The organism is Novosphingobium sp. MBES04, from assembly GCF_000813185.1.
GTDB classification, from domain to species: Bacteria; Pseudomonadota; Alphaproteobacteria; order Sphingomonadales; family Sphingomonadaceae; genus Novosphingobium; species Novosphingobium decolorationis.
Genome location: NZ_DF850488.1, coordinates 2,290,212 through 2,307,655, shown reverse-complemented (window position 1 = coordinate 2,307,655; position 17,444 = coordinate 2,290,212). Strand labels below are relative to the sequence as shown.

Sequence of the window (17,444 nt, the reverse complement as noted above, 5' to 3'; positions counted from 1 at the left end):
GCTCCAGCCATTCCAGCCCCACACACCAAAAGAGGCCCGGACACAGTGTCCGGGCCTCTTTTGGTTGGCGCAAGGCGATGGTGCGATCAGTCTTCGTCGCCGTCCTTTTCCTCGTCGTCGAGGTCGCGCTGGACGCGCGGGTCGTTCAGAAGCGCATCGATCCGGCTCGCCTCGTCGAAAGTCTCGTCGGCGCGGAAGCGGATCTTGGCCGCGAACCTGAGCTTGAGGCGCTGGGCCACCTCCTTCTGGAAATAGGCCGTGTTCGTGCGCAGCGCCTTGAGTACCGCCTCCTCGTCCTCGCCGAGGAGCGGCTTCACGTAGACGGTCGCCTGCCGCAGGTCCGGCGTCATGCGCACCTCGGTGACCGAGACCGAGTGGCCGCTCAGCGTAGTGTCATGCACCTGCTGGCGGGTGAGGATCTCGGAGATGACGTGGCGCACCTGCTCGCCCACCTTGAGCAGGCGGACGGAGTGCTGTTCGGGTGTGATTTGCTGTCGAGCCATGGTTGTCCTCCATGTGGGCCGAACACGACAATTTGCAACAATTGATTACGCCACTTTCCATGCGGCGTGGGGTTAAGGAGGTATAGACGTTCACATAAAGGAACAATAAAATGAACAAACTTGTCGCAACCCTCCTCGGCGCGTCCCTGGCCCTTCCCCTCGCCGCCGCGCCTGCCCTGGCCGCGCCGCAACATGGCCACGCGCCCACGGCAAAGAGCCAGACCCGCCACGGCGCACCGGCTCCGGCGAAATATGTGAAGAAGGCCAAGGCCAGCCCGAAGAGCTACAAGAGCTTTCGCAAGGGCGACAGGTTCGACCAGGCCCACGCACGCAACTACCAGATCGTCGATTACAAGCGCTTCAGGAAGCTGCCCGCCCCCAAGCGCGGCTACCGCTACGTGCGCGCGGGTAACGACGTGCTTCTGATCGGGACCTCCAGCTACAAGGTCTTCCAGGTCTATGGCGGCCTGTTCCGCTAGGACGACGAACTTGGGGGACAGACCCGCTCTCAAGGGGCCATGGCCCCCGCCCCTGAACGGTCGACCTCACCTTAGACGCGCCACGCGGGCCGCGACCGGTGAGGTCGACAGGTTGGGGAACCCGAGGGCAATGGCCCTCGCCCCCTCCCTTCGCTTGCCCTTCTGGTGCCGACACAGACAACCAGCTCAGCGCATGTAGTTGACGTAGATGCCGTGCAGCAGACCGGGCAGGAACAGGATGATCGTGAGGATCAGGTTGAGCAGGAACGTCTTGCCCAGCCCATGCTTCAAGGCGACGCCAAGCGGCGGCAAGAGAACGGTCGCGACCAGCGTTATCAGTGACATCATCGGGGTATCTCCTTTGCAGGGACAACCCGGCATCCGGCGACTCGTTCCGCAGCTGCGAAACCGGCCCCGGATGGCTTTCACATCTTGGCGAGAATGCGTCCCAGCGAGCGGGCGTTGCGCGCGGTCGTGCGGCACCCCAGACGCCGCTCAATGAAGGCCGGGGTCAGACGGCTTTGCCCCACGCCGTGGACGTAATCCACGAAGAGGCAGCGTTCGCCGAGCGCGAACTTCTCCTCGCCCCGGCCCTTGTAGGCGGCGAGGAGCGCGTCGAAGTTCTCCTGAGGGGGCTGGGACTGCAGGAAATGGGTGTGGACCTGTGCGTCCTCGCCAAAGCCCACGAAGGGGTTGTCCTCCAGCGCCGCGCGCACCTCGTCCTTCGTACGGATCGCGACGAAGCTGTCGATGTCGAAGCGCTCGGCCATGATGAACCCAAAGAGCTCCTCCAGCCCCTCGGTGGGCCGGTCCTCGTAATCGAACAGGACATTGCCGCTGGCGATCACGGTCTCGACGTTGTCGATCTCCTCGCGCCGCAGCGCGTGGCGCAGTTCCTCCATCGTCAGGCGGTTGCCGCCCACGTTGAGCGAACTGAAGAAGGCGCAGTAGCGGGGCATCAGCGAAGAACTCCGAACAAGGCCACGCCGCCCAGACAGGCCAGCGCGGAAAAACACCCGCAGCCTAGCCGTTCCAGCCCCTGGGAGACAGCCGCATCGGCAAGTCCGCCAGCCAGTTTTCCCCCAATCCCCCTTTTGCCGCGCCCCAAACGGCGACGGCCCACGCCGGACGTGGTGTCCGACGCGGGCCGCAGCTGTCTGTGTCGCTTTCGCGAGACGGGCAAGGCCTATCAGCCCAGCGTACGCTCGCGATGGCTGACCTCGAAGACTTCGAGCTGGTCGCCCGCACGAATGTCGTTCGTGTCGGCCAGGACCACACCGCACTCGAGGCCGGTACGCACTTCGTCCACGTCGTCCTTGAAGCGACGCAGCGAGGCGATGGTCGTTGCCGAAACGATGACGTCGTTGCGGGTAAGACGGGCGTGGAGACCCTTGCGGATCGCGCCCTCGACAACGAGAAGACCCGCTGCCTTGTCCTTCTTGCCGGCCGGGAAGACCTGCTTGACCTCGGCGCGGCCGACGACGGTTTCGATCTTCTCGGGGCCCCAGATGCCGGCCATCTGCTTGGCGACTTCCTCGGTGAGCTCGTAGATGACGTCGTAATACATCATCGCGGTCTTGCTCTTCTCGATCTGCTCGCGCGCCTTGGCGTTCGGACGGACGTTGAAGCCGATGATCGGAGCGCCCGAAGCGGATGCCAGCGAGACGTCGGTCTCGGTGATGGCGCCCACGCCCGAGTGCAGGATGCGCACCTTGATCTCGTCGTTCGAGAGATTGTGGAGCGCGGCTGCGATCGCTTCCACCGAGCCCTGCACGTCGGCCTTGATGACGACGGGGTACTCGATGACGTCCTGCTTGGCCTTGAGCGCGGAGAACATCGTGTCGAGCGAGGCCGGAGCCGTGGCGGTGCGCTTGGCGGTTGCCTGCTCCTGGCGCCACGAGGAGACCTCGCGGGCACGCTGTTCACTCTCGACCACGGTCAGCACGTCGCCGGCCATCGGCACGCCGCCAAGACCCAGCACCTCGATCGGCATCGAGGGGCCAGCTTCCTTGACCTGCTTGCCCTTGTCGTCGTTCATGGCGCGTACACGGCCGCTCTCGGTGCCGACGACGAAGATGTCGCCGCGCTTGAGCGTACCGCGGTTGACGAGAACCGTGGCGACCGGACCCTTGCCCTTGTCGAGCTTGGCTTCGATCACGGTGCCCACCGCGTTGCGGTCCGGGTTGGCCTTGAGCTCCATGAACTCGGCCTGGAGCAGCAGCTTCTCGATCAGTTCATCGAGGCCCTTGCCGGTCTTGGCCGAGACTTCGACGTCCTGCACATCGCCCGACATGGCCTCGACGATGACCTCATGCTCGAGCAGACGCTCGCGCACCTTCTGGGCATTCGCCTCTTCCTTGTCGCACTTGTTGATTGCGACGATCATGGGAACGCCCGCGGCCTTGGTGTGATTGATGGCCTCGATCGTCTGCGGCATGATGCCGTCGTCGGCGGCCACGACCAGGATGACGATGTCGGTGACGTTGGCACCGCGCATACGCATCTGGGTGAAGGCCGCGTGACCCGGGGTGTCGAGGAAGGTGATCTTGTCCCCGCCCTTGGTCTTGATCTGGTAGGCGCCCATGTGCTGCGTGATGCCACCAGCTTCGCCGCGCACCACGTCGGTGCCGCGAAGGGCATCGAGCAGCGAGGTCTTGCCGTGGTCGACGTGGCCCATGATGGTCACGACCGGCGCACGCGGCTTCAGCGTCTCGGGCGCATCGACGTCGCTGTCGACGTTGATGTCCACGTCGCTCGAGGAGACACGCTCGATGTTGTGGCCGAATTCCTCGACCAGCAGCTCGGCCGTATCCTGGTCGATCGTCTGGTTGACGGTGACCATCATGCCCATGTTGAACAGCGCCTTCACAAGGTCGGCACCCTTCTCGGCCATGCGGTTGGCGAGTTCCTGGACGGTGATCGCCTCGGGCACGATGACATCGCGCACCTGCTTCTCGCGCGGCTGCGAGCGGCCCGAGAACTGCGCACGGCGCTCCTTCTCACGCGCACGCTTGAGCGCGGCGAGCGAACGTGCACGTGCACCCTCGTCGTCGTTCAGCGCACGGTTGACCGTGAGCTTGCCCGACTGGCGGCGGTCGTTCTTGCGCTCGGCGCCGCGCGCAGGCGCGCCGCCCTTCTTGGCGACCGCCGGCTTGGCACCACCAGCCGCACCGGCCCCCTCGGGCTTGCGCGCGGGTTCGGGACGCTTGACTGGGGTGAAGCGGCGCGGACCGGGTGCAGCAGCGCCGTTATCCGATGCCGACGTTGCGGCGGCGGGCTTGCTGTCCTCCGCAGGCGCGGCCTTGGCCACCGCTTCGGCTTCGGCCTTGGCCTGTGCTTCGGCTTCCGCCTTGGCCTTGGCGTCGGCAGCGGCCTTCACAGCTGCTTCTTCCTCGGCGCGGCGGTTATCTTCGGCGCGGCGCTTTTCTTCCTCGATCGCCTGAAGCTTGGCTTCTTCCTCGCGGCGACGGTTTTCCTCGCCCATGCGCAGGCGGTCTTCCTCGGCCTCGCGCTGGAGACGCTTCACGCGCTCCTGCGGCGTTTCACCGGGAGGGCCCTTGCGCGGCGGCGCGGGCTTGCGCGGGCGGGGCGCCGGAGCGGCCTTGGGCGCAGGCGCCGCCTTTGCAGCAGGTGCCGGAGCGGGCTTGGGGGCCGGGGCCGCCTTGGCCTCGGGCTCGGAAGCGGCCTTCGCCTCGGGTGCCGGAGCCGCGTCCGCCTTGGGAGCGGGCGCAGGCGCGGGTGCCGGAGCGGCCGGCGCTTCGGTCTTGGCCTCGGGGGCCGGAGCCGGAGTGGGTGCCGGAGCCGGGGTCGGCGCGGGCGCCGGGGCCTCGGCCTCGGGAGCCTTCGTTTCGGGGGCCTTGGTCTCGGCCGCCTTGCTTTCGCTCGCGGTGTCCGCGCCCGGCTTGCCAATCACCTTGCGACGCTTGACTTCCACCACGACCTTGTTGGTGCGGCCGTGGCTGAAGGTCTGCTTGACCTCACCGGCTTCCACGGAACGCTTCAGCCCAAGCGGCTTGCGGCCCAGGGTCGGTTTGTTATCGGTCTCGCTCATAATTCTCGTTTTGCCCTTCAAATCTCAATCTGCGTGTGCCCGACCCATGTCGGGTGTCGTCGTGGGCACAGCGTTTTGGGCCTGCCCCTTGCCATCTTCGTGTGTGGACGCCCCGTCATCGGGTGGGTCCTGCCCCTGGAAATTCAGGAGGCGCGTCAGCAGCGAATTGACCCTCTGGGCCGCGCCGTGATCGTTCAGCGCCAGGTGCACGACATTGTCGCGGCCCAATGCCACAGACAGTGTGGTGCGGTCCAGTGGCAAGCGCGCGCCTTTCAGGCCCGAGCCTTCGGCATCGCGGCCGACACGCCAAGCCTGGTCCAGTTTGCGCGATCCATCCTCGCGGGCGTCGGCGGCATGGGCAAGCCAGGCCACCTTCCCCTCACGTGCGTTCTGCGCGATCCGATCCGATCCCATGAGGAGGCGCCCGGACTTCAATTCCAGTCCCAGGCGTTCGGTCAGGGCTTTCTCGAGCCCCTGCGCGATGCGCGCACCAAGGTCCTCGGGGATCGACAGGGGCGCGCCCTTGTAGGCACGCGCCATCGCTCCCTTTAGTTTGCCCTTCGCGAGTGCATTTTCAAGGGTGTCGCGCGAAACGCCGATCCACGCCCCGCGCCCGGGGGCACGTGCGTGGATATCGGGAAGGACCAGACCGTCCGGCGAGATCGCCAGACGGATGAAGTCCTCGCGCGCACCTTTCCGACCGGAGAGGATGCAGGTCCTCTCCGTCCCGGTGCTATCGATGTCGGAGCTTACGCGCTCATTGCGAGGATTCCGCATCGGCGGCCTCCTCGGTTTCGGGCGCAGCGGCCGTGTCGGCCGTGTCCGCTTCGGTTTCGATCGCGGCGTCGGCTTCCACCGGCTCCTCGTCGTCGAACCAGTGCGCACGCGCAGCCATGATGATCTCGTTGCCCTGCTCTTCGGTCAGGCCGTACTCGCCGAGCACGCCGCCCTTGTCCTCGTCGCGGGCGCGGCGGTTCACCGAACCGTCGCGGCGACGCTGCTCGGTGCGCTTCTTGGCGATGAGCTCGTCGGTGGCAAGGTCCGCCAGATCGTCGAGCGTCTTGATGCCGCCCTTGCCGAGCACGACCAGCATGCCCTCGGTGAGGTGCGGGAGTTCGGCCAGGCCGTCCTCGACGCCAAGCGCACGGCGCTCCTCACGGTAGGCGTCCTCGCGGCGCTCGAGCGCCTCGTGAGCACGGTTCTGGAGTTCCTCGGCGAGTTCCTCGTCGAGGCCTTCGATCGAGGCGAGTTCGCTCATGTCGATGTAGGCGACTTCCTCCAGCTCGGTGAAGCCTTCGGCCACCAGCAGCTGCGAGAGCGTCTCGTCGAGATCCAGTTCGTTCTCGAACATCGTCGAGCGCTCGGTGAATTCCTTCTGGCGCTTCTCCGAGGATTCGGCCTCGGTCATGATGTCGATCTGCGAGCCGGTGAGCTGCGAGGCGAGACGCACGTTCTGGCCGCGGCGGCCAATGGCGAGCGAAAGCTGGTCATCGGGCACGACGACCTCGATGCGGCTCTCTTCCTCGTCGATGACGACGCGGCTGACGGTCGCGGGCTGGAGCGCGTTGACGACGAAGGTCGCGGTGTCCTCGCTCCAGGGAATGATGTCGATCTTCTCGCCCTGCATTTCCTGGACGACCGCCTGGACGCGGCTGCCCTTCATGCCGACGCAAGCGCCGACAGGGTCGATCGAGTGGTCGTGGCTGATCACGCCGATCTTGGCGCGCGAGCCCGGATCACGGGCAGCGGCCTTGATCTCGATGATGCCGTCGTAGATCTCGGGGACTTCCTGCGCGAAGAGCTTCTTCATGAAGTCCGGATGCGCGCGGCTGAGGAAGATCTGCGGACCACGGTTCTGGCGCTCGACGCGCAGGACCAGGGCGCGCACGCGCTCGCCGACACGGGCGGCTTCGCGCGGGATCTGCTGGTCGCGGCGGATCACGCCTTCGGCGCGGCCCAGGTTCACGATCACGTGGCCGAATTCGACGGACTTGATGACGCCGGTGATGATTTCACCCGCGCGGTCCTTGAATTCCTCGTACTGGCGATCGCGCTCGGCGTCGCGCACCTTCTGGAAGATGACCTGCTTGGCCGACTGCGCGTCGATACGGCCGAGGTCGACAGGGGGCAGCGGATCGACGATGAAGTCGCCCAGCTTGGCTTCCTTGTCGAGCTTCTGCGCCTGCTTGAGGTCGACCTGCTTGAAGTAGTCGTCAACTTCCTCGACCACCTCGACGACACGCCACAGGCGCAGGTCGCCGGTGCGCGGATCGAGCTTCGCACGGATGTCATTCTCGGCGCCGTAGCGGTTGCGCGCCGACTTCTGGATGGCTTCCTCCATCGCCTCGATGACGATCGCCTTGTCGATCATCTTCTCGGAGGCAACGGCATTCGCGATCGCGAGCAGCTCGGCGCGGTTGGCGGAAATCGCACTGGCCATGGCTTAGTCTTCCTGTTCCTCAAGAATGTCGTCCGCACCGTCGGTGTCGAGCGGGCGGGTGGCTGCGATCAGGCGGTCGGTAAGGACAAGCCTGGCGGAATGGATGTCACCGAGCGGGAAGGAAACCCGACCCGACTTCTTGTCCTCGATGGTCACGACCTCGGCCCCCGCCTCGCCCTCGATGCCGACGAGATCGCCGGTGAGAGCCTTGCGGTTGCCGTCGACCGGCACCGTCAGGTTGACGCGCGCCTCGTGGCCGACCCACTTGGCGTAGTCCTTGGGCCGCGTCAGCGGACGGTCGATGCCCGGCGAGCTGACCTCGAGGCGGTAGGCCTCCTCGATCAGCACGTCACCGGCCTCTTCGAGCGCATCCATGCGGTCCGAGATGCGGTGCGAGAGCGCCACGCAATCGTCCAGCACGAGCTGCCCGGTCTCGGGACGCTCAGCCATGATCTGCAGCGCGATCTCGTCGTCGCCGACCTCGCTCTTGCCAAACAGGCGCACGCGCACGAGCTCGAAGCCGAGGGCGGTGCCTCCGGTTCGATGACTTCGGTAAGGCGTGCAAGATCGGCCAAGCGGAACTCCAGCTACAGAACAAGGCGATTCGCCCTCGGGCGAGTCGCGGGATAAAACGCATCGGGAAACGCGGTTTCGCGCCGGCCCCTGTCCGGCGCCAGCCCGATCCATGTTTCACCAATGTCGGGATGAGCCTGCAGATAGGCTCTTTCGCGCAAAGATGCAAGGGTCACGTTCGGGCCCAGGCACGGCCTGCACCGCCGGGCACCGGACAGACCTGCGCCATGACCCGGACAAAAAGGGCGGCGAGACGCCCTGAAGGCCTCCCGCCGCCACGAAGCGAGACGGACCCGGACCGGCACAAACCGATCCACATGGGCCTGTCATCACTCCCCCATGTGCTCCACGCAGGTGCTGTGCGTCTGAAGTGCAGTCCCTGCGCGAAGATCGCGAAATTCCATTACGCCGCGCGGCGGCGGCGCTCGATACGTCCTCCCAGCAGGCCACAGGCCCGCATGCTCGTCACCTGTCGGCCACCGACCACGAGGTGATCGGCAAATTCCAGCTCGAGTGCCCGGCCCAGCGCCTGCAGGCCATGAGTCGCGCGGATATCCGCCGCACTGGGCCGCGGATCCCCCGAGGGATGGTTGTGCGCGAGCAGGAAGCCCGCCGCCCCCAGCCGCAGCGCGGGCGCTATCAACGGGCGGTAGCGGCCATGGACGGCATTCGCATCCTCGCCCCCCAGAAACACGTGGCCAAGCGCATGCCCGTGCGTATCGAGATAGGCGATCAGCAGGACCTCACGCGCCAAGGGCCCCATCATGTCGGCAAGGAGCGGCGGGAAATCACGGCTCAGCACCCGCACCCGGGCTAGCTGGTCGGCCAGCTCTGCCAGGCGATGTCCGTCCCCTCGCGGCGCACACGGCGCATGTGGCACAAGGTGCCGATCAGGAGCGCGATCATGACCACGAAGGTCGGACCATCGCGCATCAGCGCGTAGACAATCGCGGGAATGTCGAGGTCCGCCCAGCGGGCGAAGTGCGCGCTCAGACTCAGCAATTGCAACGCGGCTGCCCATAACGGCCAGACCCTCCTTGCATTGAGCGCGATGATGCCAAAGCCCAGCATACCGACCACGTCGGTCAGGAAGGCCACGGGATCGACCGCGTAATACTGGCTGGGAAGAACGAATTCTCCGACCGACTGGAGCGCCCACATGGCCAGTATGACCATGCCGCCCCAGCGTTCCGGCTCGCCCCCCTTCCAGGCCGCCAGTCCGGGACTGACGACCAGAAGCAGGAAGAACGCGGGCAGGAAGATGCCCGAGAGCATCGCAGATTCCCCCATTACAGCCGCACCCGTGGGTGTCAGGCGGCGCGCTCCACGGCAACGTCACCTTCCAGATCCTCGCCCGCGGTGCTGGCAAGGCTTCCCTCTTCAGGGCACCCGGCTACCGGAATACCCATGGTTTCGGCAAGCTGCGAGAGGTCGCCGTGGGCGCGCAGCAGTTCGCCGCGGGCAGCCATGAGGTTCTTCTGCATGGCGGCAATGCGCATCATCGGGCGCTGGCCGGCGTGCGCGGCTTCGGCGGTGGCGACACGGGCGCGGGCCATTTCGGCCATGAGATCGCCCGAGCGGGCAAGCAGTTCGTCCATGGCATCCTCGAGCGAGGTCACCGAACGGCCGATACGCAGGCTGGCAACTTCAGGGGTCATGGTCATGTCGTCGTCTCCGGTCCTAATGCCGGGGCCACACGAGAAAGCAGGGCCGCGGCGCGAGCGGCCGACCTGAAGGAGGTCGACCAGGGTCTGGCGAAGACCCCGGCACGAACTGTCAGATAAGGCGCTCCAACGCGTCGGCTACCGCCAGCGAGGTGGCCAGCGTCATCGCCATGACCATCGCAAGAACGAGGATCGCGGCAACGCGGCCAATACGCCCGAACTTCTGGTCCAGGGTCTCCAGGCCCACCGGAGCGGTCACGACAGGCTCGCGCTCCTCCTCCAGCCACTCGGGAAACCCCATCATGGGGCGGGCATCGGAGAGAACGAACTGCGGCGTTTCCGGCAGGTCCTGGAGCAGACTTTCAACGTCTGCCCCCGGTTCGTCGACACGCGAAAAATCACATGTGGGTTTTCCACATAGGTCGCACAGACGGGCGTAGAAACGCGCGGTTTCCTTGCGGTTGGAGGTCCCCCACTTGTCGCGCACCCCGGCAATGCGCTGGTCGACCGTGTTGGGCGCGATACCCAACTCGCGCGCGATCTCCTTGGTCGTGCGGTGCAGGACCAGCAGATCGAGCACCTCGCGCTGCTTGGCGGTCAGGCCATCCAGCAGCGCCCGGGCGCGGTGTTCATCCATCTCAGCAGGCATGGCTCACGTTACAATCGCTCATCGTCGGGGCACGGACTGTAGCAAAATCGCCACGGGACCGAAATTCCCCATGTGTCCGATATTGCAACAGAGCCATCAACAAGAACAGCCGCCCCTGCCCGATCATCGTCAAAACGGCTATCCCTATCGACAAAGTGCGCGGATTCGCCCCCTGCTACGATCCACCCCGGCCCACAACCGCCCTGCGCTAGGTGCCCGGAGCAAGCGCATGACGCTTCATCGCGTGGCGCAGCTGGTCGTAACTGAGCCCCAGCGCTTTGGCCGCGCGCCGCTGGTTCCAGCGATTCGCCTCGAGCCCCCGGCGCAGCAGATCGCACTCGAAGGCATCGACCGCGGCGCGCAGGTCGTCCGGGAGCGGGCCGGAGGCGAGCACCCTTTCCTCGGCGCTCCGGACCACCGCGCCTGGAGCGGCAGTCGGCACCTGCAGGGAAGATGCAGGCGCAAGCTGGCCGGGCTCGGACGCGTCCTCCACCCGCCAGGGGCTGCCGAAGGGGTCGAAGACGACCTGCCCGATCGGCTCCTCCGGGATATCCCAGCGGTAGACCGCGCGCTCGACCACGTTGCGCAGTTCGCGCACGTTGCCCGGCCAGGCGTAGGCCTCCAACTCGTCCAGCGCCGGGCGGGCAAAGCCGGGCCACCCCTCCCAGGCCAGTTCGGCCGCCATGCGCCGCCCATAGTAATCCGCCAGCTCGAAGACATCGCCTTCGCGCGCGCGAAGCGGCGGAAGCGTGATCACCTCGAAACTCAGCCGGTCGAGCAGGTCGGAACGGAACGCCCCCTCGCGCGCCATGCGCGGCAGGTCCGCATTGGTGGCCGCAACGATGCGCACGTCAACCGTGATCGGACGCGAGGCGCCAATGCGCGCAACCTCGCCATATTCGATCGCGCGCAGGAGGCGCTCCTGCGCGGCCATCGAGAGATTGCCCAGCTCATCGAGGAACAGCGTGCCCCCGTCGGCCTCCTCGAAACGACCCGCCCGGGCGCGCGTCGCGCCGGTAAAGGCGCCCGCCTCGTGACCGAACAGCTCAGCCTCGATGAGAGTTTCGGGCAGCGCGGCACAGTTGAGCGTGACGAGCGGCTCACCCCAGCGCGGCGACAGGCGGTGCAGGCGCTGGGCGATCAGTTCCTTGCCCGTGCCGCGCTCCCCGATGACCAGCACGGGACGGGTGATCGGAGCCGCGCGACTGGTGCGCTCCACCGCATCGAGAAAGGCGACCGACTGGCCCACGAACTGAACATCACGATCCATTGCCAATATTTGGCGTATTTTGCCATTATTTGGCAATATACAAAATGTGGTTCATCGGCCAGACAGTTAGCAAAGGCTGCAATTCAGCCATTTTTCGCATTTGGCACGGCTCCTGCAATGTCTTGGGCGACACGCCGAAAGGCACACTGCAACAGGGATTTTTCGCCATGCCGCTGCGTACCGCCAGCTCCGACCAGACCGGTTCCGACCTCGCCGCCCGCCAGCCGCGTGCGACCCTTGCCCGCACCAAGCTCGACTGGGCAATCATTGCCAGCCTGCTGGCGATGGGCGCTCTCAACCTGATGGCGATGGCCGACCAGCTCGGCCCGGCCAAGGCCTATGCTGCCCCCATCTGCGGAGTACCCCTCGCATGAGCCGCCTCGACACCGAAATCGAAATCCTTCACGCCTCCGGCGATGCGTGCGATGATCGCGGACAACGCCAGGGCGGTCGCACCTGGCACGCCGCCAACGACAGCCACGCCTCGTTCACCACCACCACCCGCCGCCCGAGCCACAACAAAGGAATAGCCAGCATGGGTATCTTCTCGCGCACCCGCGATATCATCGCCGCCAACTTCAACGACATGCTCGACAAGGCGGAAGACCCGGCCAAGATGATCCGCCTGATCATCCTGGAAATGGAAGAGACCCTCGTCGAGGTGCGCACCAGCTCGGCCCGCACGATTGCCGACCAGAAGGAACTGCGCCGCCACGCCGACAAGCTCGACGCGCTCCAGGCCGACTGGGCCGACAAGGCGCAGCTGGCGCTGAGCAAGAACCGCGAGGACCTTGCCCGCGCCGCCCTCCTTGAAAAGAAGAAGGCCTCCGACATGGCCGAGCAGCTGCGTTCCGAGATCGCGGTGCTCGACGATTCGCTCGGCGCCTACGAACAGGACATCGAGAAGCTGCAGAGCCGCCTGCGCGAAGCCCGCAGCCGCCAGAGCGCGATTGCCGCGCGCCTCAAGAGCGCGGAGAACCGCGTGAAGCTGCGCACCCTGCTTGCCAGCGAGCGCGTCGACGAGGCGCTGGCCCGCTTCGACCAGCTCGAACGCCGGGTGGACTATGCCGAAGGCCGCGCCGAGGCGATGAACATCGGCGACGACAGCCGCCAGCCGACGCTCGCCGATGAAATTGCCGCGCTCGCCGATGGCGACTCGATCGAGGCCGAATTGGCGCAGATGAAGAAGACGATGGGCCAGGGCTCGGACACCACCGGGCAGTAGACCAAAGGCCACCGGGCCCGCGGCAGACACCCGGATCGCCGCGCGAGCCCTCATCAAGGGCCCTCAGCCATCCGTGGCAAGGGGCCATGGTCCGGGGGCGCGGGAGACACGAAGGTCTCCTGCAAGGGACAACCCAAGGGAAGGGACCAGCACAGTGTCACGTGGACATTTCTATCTCGACAAGTCGAACGCCAAGCTTGCAGGCGTTTGCGCGGGCATCGCCGACTTCACCGATGTCGATGCGCTCTGGATCCGGCTCGGCGCCGTGCTCCTGCTGCTCTTCGGCTTCCCCATCGTCATCGCGATCTACATCGCGGTCGCGCTCATCGCCGACAAGCGCCCGCTGTCCGACTACAGCGCGCACGAGGAAGAGCGCCTGCTGCGCCGCATGGAACGCCGCCGCGCGAAGAAGGCCGGGATCGGCCGCGGCGAACGCCTGCGCGGCGAGCTGAGCGACATCGACCGGCGCGTCGCCGACATGGAAGCGCACTACTCCAACAGCAACTCGCGCCTCGCGGCCGAGATCGAGAGCCTGCGCTAAGGCGCATCTCTTCTACCGGGCATCAGACAGGGACACGATCATCATGGACACCAGCTCACTCGCGCTTCTCATTCCCCTTGCACCGTTTCTGGTCGGCGCCCTCGTCGTCTGGACCAAGCACCAGCGCAAGATGGCCGAGATCCAGGTCGAGGCGACCGCGGAGAAGGCCGCCCAGTACGCCTCGAACGCGCGCGAACTGGAAGAACGCGTCCGTGTCCTCGAACGCATCGTGACCGATGGCAGCTACGACACCGCGCTCCAGATCGAAGCCCTGCGCGACCAGCGCGAGGCCGACGCCCAGCGTGCGCCCGCCCCCGCCAAGCGCGTGAACTGAGGGGAGAGCGAGCATGAACTGGGGAAGCCCCGAATTCGTCCTTGCCATCATCGCCCTTTCGACCGGCGGATGGATCTTCAACAACTGGATCCGCGCGCGCCACGGCTACGCGCTGGAGGATGAATGGTTCGGCAAGACCGAGAAGACTGACCCGGCTGCCGCACGGCACCAGACGCAAGCCCATGCCAAACTCCTCGAACGCGTGGAGTATCTCGAAAAGCGGACCGCCGCGCTCGAAACCATCGTCACCGACAGCGGCTACGACCTCGCCCGCCAGATCGAGGCGCTGAGCGCGCTCGACACCGCCCGCAGCCCGGCCGCAACGCCCGCCCCTGCCTCCCGCGCGCGCTGACGCCGGCCACCGTTTCCCGAAAGGACACCGTCATGGCTCTCGATATCGCGACCATCGAAATGCTCAGCCCGGTCATCATCGTGGGCACCGCCGTCGCCACGGCGGGCTGGATCTTCAACAACTGGCTGCGCATGCGCCACGGCTATCCGCTGGAGAATTCCTGGGGCAAGAGCATTTACCCCAGGACCGACGGCGAGGCGCAGGCCCGCGTTCAGCTGCTCACCCAGGAAAACGCGGAACTGCGCGCGGAGATGAGCGCGGTGAAAGACCGCCTCGCCGCAGTCGAGAGCATCGTCACCGACAAGGGCTATGACGTGGCGCGCCAGATCGAATCGCTGCGCGAAGCGCGCGATCTCGCCCGCGCCGACGTGCCTGTGGAGACGCGCCAGTGAATCTGGGAGACCTTCTTACCGTCACCATTGTCATGGGAACGGTGGTGCTGCTCTTCGCAACGCTCGCCAGCGCCTACAAGCGCTACCTCGCCTACCTGGAACGCAAGCTGGAACTGGCGGCGGACACCCACGCCCTCAAGGCCCGCGAAAGCGACCTTGAAGAACGCCTGCGCCACCTCGAAAACCTTGCCTCGCCCCGCCGCGATGCGCAGGATAGCGAGCACCAGCTGACCCACCCGACCGAGGAGCAGGCCATGCCCCTCCTCGCGCATACATAAGGTACCACGACAATGAGTTTCTGGACGGCCGTGGTGGTCATGTTCGTCATCGGCTGCATTACCTGGCTGCGCGCCAAGAAGCTGCACCTGCCCTCCGAACGCTCGGACCATGGTCGCACCATCGGTCGGCGCGATCCCCACGAGCAGGAACTCGAGGACGAGATCGCCCAGCTGCGCGAACGCATCAATGTCCTTGAACGCATCGCCACCGACGAACGCCGGGGCAAGGATCTTGCGAAAGAGATCGAGAGTTTAAGGGATTGAAGGTAAAAGAGTAGGTCCGAGGGCCATCGCCCTCGGGCTCCCCGAACTGTCTGGGACCGTTCACGCCGCCACCTGGCGTCGGAATGGTGAGGTCGGGGAAAAGGTATTGGGGGCGAAGCCTCTTTTTCTTATCCTGTGGCTTCGTCTTTCAACGCCGCACTGCCCGCAAAGCCCCCCTCACCGATTCCGGGAGCCCGAGGGCGATGGCCCTCGGAACCTCCCCTTATCTTCCTACCCTTCCAAAGGCACCTTCGCATCCAGCTCTGCCAGCCACACCTCGGCGCGGGCATCGGACGGCGCGCGCCAGTCGCCGCGTGGGCTGAGCGCTCCGCCCGAAGAGACCTTGGGTCCGTTGGGGATCGCCGAGCGCTTGAACTGGCTGAAGGCGAAGAAGCGGCGCAGGAACTTCTCCAGCCATGCGCGGATCACCGGCAGGTCGTAGGCCACGCGCCGGTCGGCGGGATAGCCGTCGGGCCATTGGCCCTGGGCGGCATCGTGCCAGGCGTGCCAGGCGAGGAACGCGACCTTGGAGGGCGTCTGGCCGTAGCGCATGATGTGGTGGAGGAAGAAGTCGTTGAGCGCGTAGGGCCCGATCTTCTCCTCGGTGCTCTGGATCGCGCCGTCCGCGCCGGCGGGCACGAGTTCGGGCGAGATCTCGGTATCGAGGATGGCGTGAAGGATCGCCCCGGCCTCGGCCGCAAAGTCCTCGCCATCCGCGCACCAGCGGATGAGGTACTGGATCAGCGTCTTGGGCACGCCCGCATTGACCGCGTAGTGGCTCATCTGGTCGCCCACGCCGTAGGTGCACCAGCCCAGCGCCAGTTCGGAAAGATCGCCCGTCCCGATCACGAATCCACTGTGCTGGCTGGCGAGGCGGAAGAGATAGTCGGTGCGAAGCCCCGCCTGAACGTTCTCGAACGTGACGTCGTAGACCGGCTCGCCATCGGCAAAGGCGTGGCCGATGTCCTCCAGCATGCGCGTTGCGGCCGGGCGGATGTCGATTTCCTCGGCCGTGATGCCCAGCGCATCCATCAGCTTCCAGGCGTTCGACTTCGTCCCCTCGCTCGTCGCGAAGCCGGGCATGGTGTAACCCCGGATGAAGGTGCGCGGCAGGCCCAGGCGATCGCAGGCGCGTGCGGCGACGATCAGCGCGTGGGTGGAATCGAGCCCGCCCGAGATCCCGATCACCATCGACTTGGAGCCCGTCGATTCCAAGCGCCGCATGAGGCCATCAACCTGGATGTTGAACGCCTCGTAGCAGTCCGCATCGAGCTTTTCCGGGCGGTTGGGCACGAAGGGGAAGCGGCGGATCGGACGCTGGAGGCCGATATCCCCGCGCACCGGCGCATGACGGAAGGGAACGGTTCGGAACGTCTGCGCGGGCGATCCGGCAAGTTCGGCCGCGTCGGCGAAGGTCGGCAGGCGCAGCCGGTCACCGACGATACGTTCGCAGTCGATATCGGCGATGCACAGCTGCGGCTCCAGCGCAAAACGCTCGGACTGCGCGAGACATTCGCCCAGTTCGTAGACGATGCCCTGCCCGTCCCAGGCCAGATCGGTCGTGCTCTCGCCGTGCCCTGCGGCGCAATAGACATAGGCCGCGGAGGTGCGCGACGACTGCGCCTTGCACAGCGCGTGGCGTTCGTCCGACTTGCCGATGGTGATGTTGGAGGCCGAGAGGTTGCACAGGATCGTCGCCCCGGCGAGCGCGCCCAGCGTGCTTGGGGGGGTGGGCGCCCAGACATCCTCGCAGATCTCGACGAAGAAGCGGAAATCCTTGAGCACTTCGGATGCAAAGACGAGGTCGACGCCGAACGGCACGTTCTGCCCGGCCACCGTGATCGACTGCCCGCGCACCGCCTTGCCGCTTGCGAACCAGCGCTTCTCGTAGAACTCGCGGTAGTTGGGCAGGAACGACTTGGGCACCACGCCCAGGAGCTTGCCGTGCGCGATCACCACCGCGCAGTTGTAGAGGCTGGAGCCGTGGACCAGCGCGGCCCCCACCAGCAGCACCGGCGAAAGCGAGGCGCTGGCCGCGACGATCTCGGCGAGCGCGGCATCCACCGCCGCGATCAGCGCGCCCTGCAGGTGCAGATCATCAATGGCGTAGGCCGAAAGGCACAGCTCGGGAAAGACCAGAAGATCGACATGCGCTTCATGCGCGCGGCGCACTTCGGCCAGAATCGCATCGCGGTTGAAGGCGACATCGGCGGGCCGCACGTGCGGGGTCGAGGTCGCGACGCGCACGAAACCATGCTCGTGCAGCGAGAAGAAGGGATGGCTGCGGTCGGCGGCGGCAGAAGCGTTCATGGCCTTTTCCCTGACAGGAACCGCGCGCCGGTGCAATTGGCGTGATGCCGAAAAACAGGAGGAAGCAGGAAGATAATCCCGAGGGCCATCGCCCTCAGGCTCCCCATACCGTCGACCTC

At 66.1% G+C, this 17,444-nt stretch carries 21 protein-coding genes and 1 pseudogene; 9 read left to right on the top strand and 13 right to left on the bottom strand.

Going from position 1 to position 17,444, the window contains the following annotated elements; all coding sequences use genetic code 11:
* Positions 1 to 86: 86 nt before the first annotated feature.
* A complete protein-coding gene (gene rbfA, locus MBENS4_RS10255) occupies positions 87 to 503 on the bottom strand; it encodes a 30S ribosome-binding factor RbfA (RefSeq protein ID WP_039390542.1) in 417 nt (138 codons plus the stop codon).
* Positions 504 to 613: 110 nt separating this feature from the next.
* Here rbfA and MBENS4_RS10250 point away from each other — a divergent pair, with 110 nt between their 5' ends.
* Positions 614 to 982, top strand: a complete 369-nt coding sequence (locus tag MBENS4_RS10250; RefSeq protein WP_039390540.1) for an RcnB family protein — start codon at positions 614 to 616, stop codon at positions 980 to 982.
* A 186-nt stretch (positions 983 to 1,168) separates the two neighbouring features.
* Here MBENS4_RS10250 and MBENS4_RS24720 read toward each other — a convergent pair whose 3' ends face one another.
* The 11 genes and pseudogenes from MBENS4_RS24720 to pspF form a co-directional block, all read right to left on the bottom strand.
* Positions 1,169 to 1,330: a YqaE/Pmp3 family membrane protein gene (locus MBENS4_RS24720; RefSeq protein ID WP_226635131.1), complete on the bottom strand. Its 162-nt coding sequence runs from the start codon at positions 1,328 to 1,330 to the stop codon at positions 1,169 to 1,171.
* A gap of 77 nt (positions 1,331 to 1,407) precedes the next feature.
* Positions 1,408 to 1,941: a DUF1697 domain-containing protein gene (locus MBENS4_RS10240; RefSeq protein ID WP_039390539.1), complete on the bottom strand. Its 534-nt coding sequence runs from the start codon at positions 1,939 to 1,941 to the stop codon at positions 1,408 to 1,410.
* Between the two features lie 230 nt (positions 1,942 to 2,171).
* Positions 2,172 to 5,033, bottom strand: a complete 2,862-nt coding sequence (gene infB / locus MBENS4_RS10235) for a translation initiation factor IF-2 (protein WP_039390537.1) — start codon at positions 5,031 to 5,033, stop codon at positions 2,172 to 2,174.
* 24 nt (positions 5,034 to 5,057) lie between these two features.
* A complete protein-coding gene (locus MBENS4_RS10230) occupies positions 5,058 to 5,810 on the bottom strand; it encodes a DUF448 domain-containing protein (protein ID WP_039390535.1) in 753 nt (250 codons plus the stop codon).
* Positions 5,791 to 7,473: a transcription termination factor NusA gene (gene nusA / locus MBENS4_RS10225; protein WP_039390534.1), complete on the bottom strand. Its 1,683-nt coding sequence runs from the start codon at positions 7,471 to 7,473 to the stop codon at positions 5,791 to 5,793. Before nusA ends, MBENS4_RS10230 begins: the two co-directional genes overlap by 20 nt.
* Before the next feature lie 3 nt (positions 7,474 to 7,476).
* A pseudogene (rimP, locus tag MBENS4_RS10220) lies at positions 7,477 to 8,048 on the bottom strand (ribosome maturation protein RimP).
* A 401-nt stretch (positions 8,049 to 8,449) separates the two neighbouring features.
* A complete protein-coding gene (locus MBENS4_RS25795; RefSeq protein ID WP_052322182.1) occupies positions 8,450 to 8,848 on the bottom strand; it encodes a JAB domain-containing protein in 399 nt (132 codons plus the stop codon).
* A gap of 11 nt (positions 8,849 to 8,859) precedes the next feature.
* Entirely contained in the window at positions 8,860 to 9,336 is a 477-nt protein-coding gene (locus MBENS4_RS25790) for a hypothetical protein (protein ID WP_159108044.1), read from the bottom strand.
* Between the two features lie 20 nt (positions 9,337 to 9,356).
* Entirely contained in the window at positions 9,357 to 9,710 is a 354-nt protein-coding gene (locus tag MBENS4_RS10205) for a hypothetical protein (RefSeq protein ID WP_199904368.1), read from the bottom strand.
* A 112-nt stretch (positions 9,711 to 9,822) separates the two neighbouring features.
* Positions 9,823 to 10,359 (bottom strand): sigma factor-like helix-turn-helix DNA-binding protein, encoded by a 537-nt coding sequence (locus MBENS4_RS10200; RefSeq protein WP_242404862.1) that lies wholly within the window; start codon positions 10,357 to 10,359, stop codon positions 9,823 to 9,825.
* 208 nt (positions 10,360 to 10,567) lie between these two features.
* Positions 10,568 to 11,629, bottom strand: a complete 1,062-nt coding sequence (pspF, locus tag MBENS4_RS10195; protein WP_039390527.1) for a phage shock protein operon transcriptional activator — start codon at positions 11,627 to 11,629, stop codon at positions 10,568 to 10,570.
* Between the two features lie 167 nt (positions 11,630 to 11,796).
* Between pspF and MBENS4_RS10190 the strand changes: the two genes are divergently transcribed.
* The 8 genes from MBENS4_RS10190 (at position 11,797) to MBENS4_RS10155 (ending at position 15,015) form a co-directional block, all read left to right on the top strand.
* The gene (locus MBENS4_RS10190; RefSeq protein WP_039390526.1) at positions 11,797 to 12,003 is read left to right on the top strand and encodes a hypothetical protein; all 207 of its coding nucleotides are present in this window, start codon (positions 11,797 to 11,799) and stop codon (positions 12,001 to 12,003) included.
* The gene (gene pspA, locus MBENS4_RS10185; protein ID WP_039390524.1) at positions 12,000 to 12,854 is read left to right on the top strand and encodes a phage shock protein PspA; all 855 of its coding nucleotides are present in this window, start codon (positions 12,000 to 12,002) and stop codon (positions 12,852 to 12,854) included. The genes MBENS4_RS10190 and pspA overlap by 4 nt, the downstream gene beginning before the upstream one ends.
* Before the next feature lie 154 nt (positions 12,855 to 13,008).
* On the top strand, positions 13,009 to 13,395 hold the full coding sequence (locus MBENS4_RS10180; RefSeq protein ID WP_039390522.1) for a PspC domain-containing protein: 387 nt from the start codon (positions 13,009 to 13,011) through the stop codon (positions 13,393 to 13,395).
* Between the two features lie 43 nt (positions 13,396 to 13,438).
* Complete coding sequence (locus tag MBENS4_RS10175) at positions 13,439 to 13,729, top strand: hypothetical protein (RefSeq protein ID WP_039390520.1); 291 nt, start codon at positions 13,439 to 13,441, stop codon at positions 13,727 to 13,729.
* A 13-nt stretch (positions 13,730 to 13,742) separates the two neighbouring features.
* On the top strand, positions 13,743 to 14,081 hold the full coding sequence (locus MBENS4_RS10170; RefSeq protein ID WP_052322181.1) for a hypothetical protein: 339 nt from the start codon (positions 13,743 to 13,745) through the stop codon (positions 14,079 to 14,081).
* A 32-nt stretch (positions 14,082 to 14,113) separates the two neighbouring features.
* A complete protein-coding gene (locus MBENS4_RS10165) occupies positions 14,114 to 14,473 on the top strand; it encodes a hypothetical protein (RefSeq protein WP_239026244.1) in 360 nt (119 codons plus the stop codon).
* Positions 14,470 to 14,751 carry a hypothetical protein gene (locus MBENS4_RS10160; RefSeq protein WP_052322180.1) on the top strand — a complete coding sequence of 94 codons (282 nt, stop codon included), beginning with the start codon at positions 14,470 to 14,472 and terminating at the stop codon, positions 14,749 to 14,751. The genes MBENS4_RS10165 and MBENS4_RS10160 overlap by 4 nt, the downstream gene beginning before the upstream one ends.
* A gap of 12 nt (positions 14,752 to 14,763) precedes the next feature.
* On the top strand, positions 14,764 to 15,015 hold the full coding sequence (locus tag MBENS4_RS10155; RefSeq protein WP_039390519.1) for a hypothetical protein: 252 nt from the start codon (positions 14,764 to 14,766) through the stop codon (positions 15,013 to 15,015).
* 231 nt (positions 15,016 to 15,246) lie between these two features.
* Here MBENS4_RS10155 and MBENS4_RS10150 read toward each other — a convergent pair whose 3' ends face one another.
* Entirely contained in the window at positions 15,247 to 17,325 is a 2,079-nt protein-coding gene (locus tag MBENS4_RS10150; RefSeq protein ID WP_039390517.1) for an NAD(+) synthase, read from the bottom strand.
* Positions 17,326 to 17,444 lie beyond the last annotated feature (119 nt).

What these genes read in the sequence shown, in the direction of transcription:
- MBENS4_RS10200 (WP_242404862.1), bottom strand. Translation starts at nt 10,359, where the DNA reads ATGCCTGCTGAGATGGATGAACACCGCGCCCGGGCGCTGCTGGATGGC.
- pspF (WP_039390527.1), bottom strand. Translation starts at nt 11,629, where the DNA reads ATGGATCGTGATGTTCAGTTCGTGGGCCAGTCGGTCGCCTTTCTCGAT.
- MBENS4_RS10230 (WP_039390535.1), bottom strand. Translation starts at nt 5,810, where the DNA reads ATGCGGAATCCTCGCAATGAGCGCGTAAGCTCCGACATCGATAGCACC.
- MBENS4_RS24720 (WP_226635131.1), bottom strand. Translation starts at nt 1,330, where the DNA reads ATGATGTCACTGATAACGCTGGTCGCGACCGTTCTCTTGCCGCCGCTT.
- MBENS4_RS10155 (WP_039390519.1), top strand. Translation starts at nt 14,764, where the DNA reads ATGAGTTTCTGGACGGCCGTGGTGGTCATGTTCGTCATCGGCTGCATT.
- MBENS4_RS10175 (WP_039390520.1), top strand. Translation starts at nt 13,439, where the DNA reads ATGGACACCAGCTCACTCGCGCTTCTCATTCCCCTTGCACCGTTTCTG.
- MBENS4_RS25790 (WP_159108044.1), bottom strand. Translation starts at nt 9,336, where the DNA reads ATGGGGGAATCTGCGATGCTCTCGGGCATCTTCCTGCCCGCGTTCTTC.
- nusA (WP_039390534.1), bottom strand. Translation starts at nt 7,473, where the DNA reads ATGGCCAGTGCGATTTCCGCCAACCGCGCCGAGCTGCTCGCGATCGCG.
- MBENS4_RS10205 (WP_199904368.1), bottom strand. Translation starts at nt 9,710, where the DNA reads ATGACCATGACCCCTGAAGTTGCCAGCCTGCGTATCGGCCGTTCGGTG.
- MBENS4_RS10150 (WP_039390517.1), bottom strand. Translation starts at nt 17,325, where the DNA reads ATGAACGCTTCTGCCGCCGCCGACCGCAGCCATCCCTTCTTCTCGCTG.
- MBENS4_RS10240 (WP_039390539.1), bottom strand. Translation starts at nt 1,941, where the DNA reads ATGCCCCGCTACTGCGCCTTCTTCAGTTCGCTCAACGTGGGCGGCAAC.
- infB (WP_039390537.1), bottom strand. Translation starts at nt 5,033, where the DNA reads ATGAGCGAGACCGATAACAAACCGACCCTGGGCCGCAAGCCGCTTGGG.
- rbfA (WP_039390542.1), bottom strand. Translation starts at nt 503, where the DNA reads ATGGCTCGACAGCAAATCACACCCGAACAGCACTCCGTCCGCCTGCTC.
- MBENS4_RS10165 (WP_239026244.1), top strand. Translation starts at nt 14,114, where the DNA reads ATGGCTCTCGATATCGCGACCATCGAAATGCTCAGCCCGGTCATCATC.
- pspA (WP_039390524.1), top strand. Translation starts at nt 12,000, where the DNA reads ATGAGCCGCCTCGACACCGAAATCGAAATCCTTCACGCCTCCGGCGAT.
- MBENS4_RS10250 (WP_039390540.1), top strand. Translation starts at nt 614, where the DNA reads ATGAACAAACTTGTCGCAACCCTCCTCGGCGCGTCCCTGGCCCTTCCC.
- MBENS4_RS10190 (WP_039390526.1), top strand. Translation starts at nt 11,797, where the DNA reads ATGCCGCTGCGTACCGCCAGCTCCGACCAGACCGGTTCCGACCTCGCC.
- MBENS4_RS10170 (WP_052322181.1), top strand. Translation starts at nt 13,743, where the DNA reads ATGAACTGGGGAAGCCCCGAATTCGTCCTTGCCATCATCGCCCTTTCG.